The sequence below is a fragment of the Akkermansia muciniphila genome, from assembly GCF_900184965.1.
In the GTDB taxonomy this organism is placed as follows: domain Bacteria; phylum Verrucomicrobiota; class Verrucomicrobiia; order Verrucomicrobiales; family Akkermansiaceae; genus Akkermansia; species Akkermansia muciniphila_A.
This window is the reverse complement of record NZ_FXYA01000154.1, coordinates 144,845-151,743: the sequence shown is the minus strand read 5'-3', so window position 1 is coordinate 151,743 and position 6,899 is coordinate 144,845. Positions and strand designations below refer to the sequence as shown.

4 protein-coding genes and 1 pseudogene are annotated in these 6,899 nt (G+C 60.1%); 2 read left to right on the top strand and 3 right to left on the bottom strand.

Features of this window, described 5'->3' with window-relative positions:
• The 3 genes and pseudogenes from CI070_RS04475 to nadA all read right to left on the bottom strand — a co-directional run.
• A pseudogene (locus CI070_RS04475) lies at window positions 1-1,219 on the bottom strand (sugar-binding protein); the annotation flags it as partial.
• A gap of 352 nt (window positions 1,220-1,571) precedes the next feature.
• The gene (locus tag CI070_RS04470; protein ID WP_094136214.1) at window positions 1,572-2,585 is read right to left on the bottom strand and encodes an SAM-dependent methyltransferase; all 1,014 of its coding nucleotides are present in this window, start codon (window positions 2,583-2,585) and stop codon (window positions 1,572-1,574) included.
• 16 nt (window positions 2,586-2,601) lie between these two features.
• Window positions 2,602-3,537, bottom strand: coding sequence for a quinolinate synthase NadA (gene nadA / locus CI070_RS04465; protein ID WP_094136219.1), 936 nt, complete (start codon window positions 3,535-3,537; stop codon window positions 2,602-2,604).
• Between the two features lie 111 nt (window positions 3,538-3,648).
• Here nadA and ffh point away from each other — a divergent pair, with 111 nt between their 5' ends.
• Together ffh and CI070_RS04455 are read left to right on the top strand one after the other, a co-directional pair.
• Complete coding sequence (ffh, locus tag CI070_RS04460; RefSeq protein ID WP_094136218.1) at window positions 3,649-5,088, top strand: signal recognition particle protein; 1,440 nt, start codon at window positions 3,649-3,651, stop codon at window positions 5,086-5,088.
• Between the two features lie 131 nt (window positions 5,089-5,219).
• Window positions 5,220-6,866, top strand: a complete 1,647-nt coding sequence (locus tag CI070_RS04455; RefSeq protein ID WP_179219350.1) for a beta-N-acetylhexosaminidase — start codon at window positions 5,220-5,222, stop codon at window positions 6,864-6,866.
• Window positions 6,867-6,899: the final 33 nt, after the last annotated feature.

Here is a 6,899-nt window from a genome sequence, read left to right as displayed (position 1 = left end):
GGGTATAGAGCGCGATGGCGTAGCCCGTGGAGGTGACGTTTTCCACGTTGAGCAGGCCGTCCCACAGGTTCCATATCTGCCTCAGCGAGCCGTCTTCGGCATGCCTGACGTCCAGATAGGATGACGCGTTGGAGATGACCTGCCTGTCGGTGGTGGTGTAGGAGAGAAGCTCTCCCGTTTCCGCCGAGAAGAGGTATTGGCTGCCGTCTTCCACCACCCAGCGCAGGCAGGATTGGCCTTCCGCCGTGACCAGCGCCGCACGCCCTCCGCCGCCCGTGTCCACCCCGATGGGCAGCACCGCGCCGTTGGTGTAGCAGCGCATCGCAATTTCCCGGTCGCCCTGCGTCAGAGTGAACCGCGCTCCGGGGACAATGCCCCCTTCGGGCACGTCCAGACGGCTGTTCAGGGGATGGTTGTAGGCCAATGACGCCGGGTTTTCCAGGCCGGAGGTATTTTTCTCAGCCCTCAGTTCCACCCGCCCCGCGGGGATGCCTCCCAGCCCACGGAACGCTCCGAAGTTGCACGACCAGTACATCAGCGTGGCCGTGCTTTCCGCCGTCACGCTGCACCCCGCCGAGCTGTAGTTTCCCAGGACGTTGCTTTCCATTCCCGCCCCGCCAGGACCCGACCGGGAAGGGGTGGGCGGCGTTCCGCCGCTTTCGTCGCACGTGTTTCCTTCGCAGGGACACGGTTCGGGCTCTTTCCTGCCCCCCGGCTCCGTCGGAACCACGTCGATGCTGTAGTTGCAGATGGAGGTGTTGCCGCTGGCCGGCTGGTAGTCGATGTTGGTCTGGCTGACTTCCCAGGTGTAGGCGCCGGAGGGAAGCTGCGCCCCGCCGACTCCCGTGTGGTAGCTGTGCCCCCCCTGCGCTCCCGCCGTCTGCGGGTTTTCCTTCAGATCCACCTGCGCCACCACCTTGCCGCCGGAGTCTTTTACCTCCAGGCTCCCCCAGTCGTCCACCCCCAGGAAGAGCGAGCAGGTGCCGTAAAGTTTTTTGCCGTCCGCTCCTTCCGGGATGGTGAACGTGCCTTGCGCGCTGTAGCCGTCCGCCGGCGTGCTCGGCGGCCCCACGTTCCTTTCCTCATGAATCCGGATCGCTTCAAACGGCAGCGGCGCGGATTCCGCAACTGCCCTCATGCCCTGCGCGCCGACACTGCCTCCCGCTCCAAAGTACCATTTGCGATAAGTAGGAATGGAAGAATGATGAGGGGGATTCATAAGGCATTAAAGAGTTGGGATTAATGAATAAAACAAGATGAGCGCAATCCTCCCATGACCATTTTCTTAATAGGGTTATCCAGAGCCTGTGTCGATAGAATTTTGTTTGAATTTTTATTGTTATTTTCAAAACATGAGAATTTATTCCATGAGAAAATAATATTATAATCTTTACACACAGTGCTTCCTATAAGAGACATTAATATTATCTATTTGTTAGAAAATCTCCCTGATAGATGCCCTCCCTTCCTGGCTGCCGGCAAATCCCCAGGAAAGCGGCTATCTGGTATTTTATTCCTCGCTCAAGGAAACCCGGTAATGAAAAAACTCCCGGCGTTTTGGCGTCTAAGGGTTATTCCGGCTGCAGCCGCTGGCGTTCCTGGATGAGTACGTGGAAGTGCCCCCCGGCTCCGTGTTCATCCGTCAGGAAGGCATCCTGAGGCGTGTTCTCCGCATGGGGGAGCAGGTAGTCCCGCTGGGTCATGAAAGTGACTGTGTCTCCCAGACAGTTGCGGGATAATTCCAGCAGGTCCGTAAAATTGATGTCACAGGTTAAATCCGTGAGGCCGGGGTTACGGTACAGTTCCTCCCCGGTCAGCACCTGGTGGCTTTTGTACCCGCGCAGGGAACCCCGGGGGCGGCGATAGTACAGCCGCTCCATTTCATCCCCGTAGTCGATAACCGTCATGACGCCCATGTTCCAGAGGGGAAGCCAGCTCGTAAACCAGCGTGCGTAGGAGTCGTGAATTTCCACCCGCTGCCCCGGCTGGGAGCCGTATTCCAGCATATGGGAGAAAAGTGGCTGCTGCCGGACGGGGCGCAGTTCTTCCCGGACAGCTCCGTTTTTCACGACAAGCCCTACTTCCTTCCAGTCCTGTCCCGTGTATTCGAATACGCGCGCCGGGAAAGCGTCCACCAGCTCGTTGAAGAAAATAAAGGCCTTGCCTCCACAGTGTTTCAGCGCTTTTTCCATGGTGGAATAAATTTTGGCCCTGCCTCCCAGCAGAAGGTGCTGGAATTCGCGCAGCCGCGGGGAAGATTCCACAATCACGTAGTCCGTATTCAGGCGGTTCCAGAATCCCAGCCGCTCCAGGATTTTGACGGCCAGGGCGCCGGAACCGGCGCCTATTTCCAGCAGGGGCAGCCGCCTGCCGCAGCGGGCGCAGGCATCTTTCCAGTGCGCGGCAATGGCTTTTGCGAGGATGGGGGAAAGCGTGGGGGTGGTGGAAAAATCCCCGCGTTGACCGATGTTTTCAATGGAAGAGGAGTAGTACCCTTCCTGCGGGTGGTGCAGGGCCAGCTGCATGAAAGCTTCCAGGGAGAGCCAGCCGCCAGCGGCCGCGATGTGGTCTGAAAGGCGTATCATGCGGGAAAGGCAGGGGTCAGGATTGGGATTGCTCCAGCATGCGCAGCAGCGGGGCTTCCGCCCTTCTGCGCAGGTCTTCCGGCAGTTCCACGGCGGGAGAGAGGTCCCGGAGGGCCAGATACAGTTTTTCCAGCGTGTTCATTTTCATGTACGGGCAGGTGCTGCAGGAGCATTGCTCCGTGGGCGCGGGAATGAATTCTTTGCCCGGAACCAGCTTGCGGAGACGGTGCAGAATGCCGGATTCCGTCACAATGATGAAAGATTTGGCGGGGCTTTCCGTGCAATAGGGAATCATTTTCTCCGTGGAGCAGATATGGTCCGCCAGCAGGCGCACGGTCTCCGTGCATTCCGGATGGGCCACCACCGGCACGCCGGGGTGCTTTTCCTTCAGGGCAAGAATCTGGTCCCGCGTGAATTCCATGTGCACGTGGCAGGCCCCGTTCCACAGTTCCAGGGGGCGGCCAAGCTGGCGGCTTACCCAAGCGCCCAGATTCTGGTCCGGGACGAACAGGATGGGGCGGTCCTGCGGAGCCTGGGAGACGATTTTTACGGCATTTCCGGAAGTAACGATTACATCCGCCAGCGCCTTGACGCCGATGGAGCAGTTCACATACGCCACTACATAGTAATTTTTATGGGCGTTTTCTTTTAAGAAAGCTTCCAGCTCACCGGCGTCGCAGGAGGCTTCCAGAGAACAGCCGGCGTCGGCATCCGGAAGAATGACGGTTTTGTCCGGATTAAGAATTTTGGCGGTTTCCGCCATGAAATGGACGCCGCAGAAGGCGATCACGTCGCAATCCGTATTCTGCGCCTTGTAGGCCAGCCCCAGGGAGTCGCCCACGTAGTCGGCTATGTCCTGGATATCCCCGGTCTGGTAGCTGTGCGCCAGAATGATGGCGTTGCGTTCTTCTTTCAGGCGTAAAATTTCCTCTTTCAGGTCAAAGGGTGCCATGCGGGAAAAGATGGGACGAAGCCCCCGGCAAGTCAAGCATCATGTCCCATGCAGGGCGCGCTTGTTGACGGGAAGGGGGAAATGTGGCACAGTCTGGCGCATCATACGATTATGTTTTCACTTTTAGCAGATAAACTGGATAACACGTTCCGGAGGCTTCGCGGCCTGGGCAAGATTTCCGAGAAAAATATTGCAGACGCCCTGCGCGACATCCGGCTGGCCTTGCTGGAGGCGGACGTGGAGTTTGGCGTGGCCCGGGAATTCATCGGCCGTGTGAAGGAACGGGCCATGGGGCAGGAAGTGCTCAAATCCATCAAGCCCGGAGAGCAAATCGTCAAAATTTTCCGTGATGAAATCGCCGCCCTGCTGGGTGGGGACGCCGTGGGGCTGGACCTGACGGACCCTGCCAGAATCATGGTGGTGGGCCTGAACGGCGCCGGCAAGACTACGACCAGCGCGAAGCTGGCCTTGCGCCTGAAGAACGAGGGGCGCCGCCCCCTGCTGGTGGCCTGCGACCTGGTGCGCCCCGCCGCCGTGGACCAGCTGGCCACGCTGGCGGAACAAATAGGAGTGCCCGTTTATAAGCCCGCTCCCGGCAGCAGGGACGTGGTGGCCGTGGCGCGTGAGGCTCTGGAATGGGCCCGGACCCAGAACGGGACCGTCATGATTTTTGACACGGCGGGCCGCCAGGAAGTGGATGAAGCCCTGATAGACGAGCTGCGCCATCTGCACTCCTTCCTTGCGCCGCGGGAAACGCTCCTGGTGGCGGATGCCGCCACGGGCCAGCAGGCCGTGAACGTGGCCCAGACCTTTGACCGTGCCGTGAATGTGACGGGCATCGTCCTGACCAAGCTGGACGGCGATGCCCGCGGGGGCGCGGCTCTTTCCATGCGTTCCGTGACGGGCAAGCCCATCAAATTTTCCGGTGAGGGGGAAAAACTGGACCAGTTCGGCCCCTTCGTCCCCGGCCGCATGGCGGACCGCATTCTGGGCATGGGCGACATTGTCGGGCTGGTGGAGCATGCCGCCGCGCGCATTGACGAAGAGCAGGCGGCCAAATCCATGGACCGCATGATGTCCGGCAAATTTGATTTCAACGACTTTCTGGACCAGATGAAAATGATGCAGAGCCTGGGACCGCTGGAAGGACTGCTGGGCCTGCTCCCCGGCTTCGGCAAAATCAAGAAACAGCTTCCGGAAGGCTCTCTGGACCCCAGGCGGATGAAGCACATGGAGGCCATTGTGCTCTCCATGACGGCCAAGGAAAGGAGCAATCCCAACCTGTTGAATCCGTCCCGCCGCCGCCGCATTGCCGCGGGCTGCGGCCGCCCGCTGATGGAAGTGAACAAGCTGATCAAAAATTTTTCCGAAATGCGCAAGATGATGTCCGGCAAGGGCAAAATGGGCGCCATGATGAAGCAGATGGCTTCCATGAAAGGGAAGGGGGGCAAGATGCCCGGTTTTCCCGGCATGGGCGGAGGTTTGGGCGGCCTGAAGGGCCTGGGTGGATTGGGTGGCGGTCTTGGCGGCCTTTTTGGCGGACGCAGGTAAATGTAAAAAAGGACGGAACCCGGCAGGCGCGGCTGAATACGGCCGCGCCTTTGCTTTCCGGAACACAGGGGCCTGAGGGAAAGCTCCTTCCATTGAAAGAAGAGACAAGGGCGGGCCGTATTTCCTGAATGATGAATAAGGGGCGTTGTTTCCGGCTGGCTGCATGGCTGGCTCTGTCCGGAGTGCCGGGCGCGGGCATGGCGGAAACGCTGCCGGCCGAAGAGGTGTTGCTCCCAGCGCCTTCCGCATGCAGGTCTGACCGGGCCGCCGTGGCTCATCTCCCGCAGCGGCTGGCGGTGTATGCGCCGGAAAAGGATGTTCCCGTAGTGGAAGCCCTCCTCAATGTGCTCAACGCCCAGGGCGTTTTGTCCGGCCTCTCCATGACCCGTGACAGGGCGTCTGCGGACGCCGTTTGTTCGGTTGAGGGAAGCCCCTCGGGGACGGGCGAAGGATATGAAGCCCGCCTGGTGCGCGACAGGGAAGGGAGGGGCATCCTGCATCTGAAAGCGGCGGCTCCCCAGGGCCTCTTCTACGCGTGGCAGAGCATGGTTCAGGTGTTGAACGCCAACCGGACCGGGGAAGGGTTTTCCGTACCCGTTTTTTCCCTCCGGGATGTTCCCCGCTTTGAATGGCGGGGCATGATGCTGGATGTTTCCCGCCACTTTTTCACCGTGGCGGAAGTCAAGCGCATGGTTGACGCCATGTCCCTGTTCAAGCTCAACCGCCTCCACCTGCACCTGACGGACGGTCCCGGCTGGCGCCTGGAAATTAAAAAATATCCGCTGCTTACCTCCATGAGCGCCTGGCGCGTTCCGCTCGCTGACGGGGAGTGGAACTGGCAGGAAGTGAAACTCGCCATCCAGGAGCATGACCCGGAAGCTACCTACGGCGGTTTTTACACCCAGGAGCAGATGAGGGAGATCATTGCCTATGCGCACAGCCGCCAGGTCACCGTTGTTCCGGAAATAGACCTTCCCGGCCATTCCTATGCGGCCATGCATGCCTACGGGGATTTGATTTGCGATGGCGTGGACTTCCCCGTGGAAGGGAAACGAGGCCGGGACGCCGTCTGCATGGGGCGGCCGGAAACGCTCCGCTTCGTGAAAGACGTGGTGGATGAACTCAAGGCCGTCTTTCCGCCCGGCTCCCCCATTCATTTGGGCCATGACGAGGTGTCTGCCGAGGCATGGAAAAAATGCCGGTATTGCCAGAACCGCTTAAAAAGCCTGAGGGAGAAGGACCTCAAGGCCCTGAGCCGGGATTTCCTGCAGCAGATTGCGGACTACGTGCGGAAGGACGGCTATGACGCCATTGTCTGGGATGAAGCCGGGGAACTGGAGGCGGACAAACGCATCCTCGTCATGGCGTGGCGCGGCAACGGCTTTGCCGCGGCGGCAGCCAGGAAGGGTCATCCCGTCATCCTGGCGCCGTGTTCCCATTTCTATTTTGACTATTACCAGTCTGCCGCGTCCACGGAGCCGAAAGCCGTAGGGGGCCTTATTCCGCTCAAACAGGTGTACGGCTATGAATTGCCGGAACTCTCCCCGGAGGAAGCCGCGAGGGTGCGCGGCCTCCAGGCGAACATCTGGACGGAATACCTGTACAATATGGGGCTGGTGGAATACATGGCGTGGCCGCGCGCCCTGGCCCTGTCCGAACGCGCCTGGAGCGACTGCGACCCCCGGGACTACAAATCCTTCCGCCGCCGCGCCGCCAGGGCCCTGAAAATCCTGGAAAAACTGGCCGTGAAATACCGCCCCATGGGGGAAGAAGACTAGGCATTCCCGCTTTGGCCCCTTCCGCGCGGCAGG

What these genes read in the sequence shown, in the direction of transcription:
- CI070_RS04470 (WP_094136214.1), bottom strand. Translation starts at nt 2,585, where the DNA reads ATGATACGCCTTTCAGACCACATCGCGGCCGCTGGCGGCTGGCTCTCC.
- nadA (WP_094136219.1), bottom strand. Translation starts at nt 3,537, where the DNA reads ATGGCACCCTTTGACCTGAAAGAGGAAATTTTACGCCTGAAAGAAGAA.
- ffh (WP_094136218.1), top strand. Translation starts at nt 3,649, where the DNA reads ATGTTTTCACTTTTAGCAGATAAACTGGATAACACGTTCCGGAGGCTT.
- CI070_RS04455 (WP_179219350.1), top strand. Translation starts at nt 5,220, where the DNA reads ATGAATAAGGGGCGTTGTTTCCGGCTGGCTGCATGGCTGGCTCTGTCC.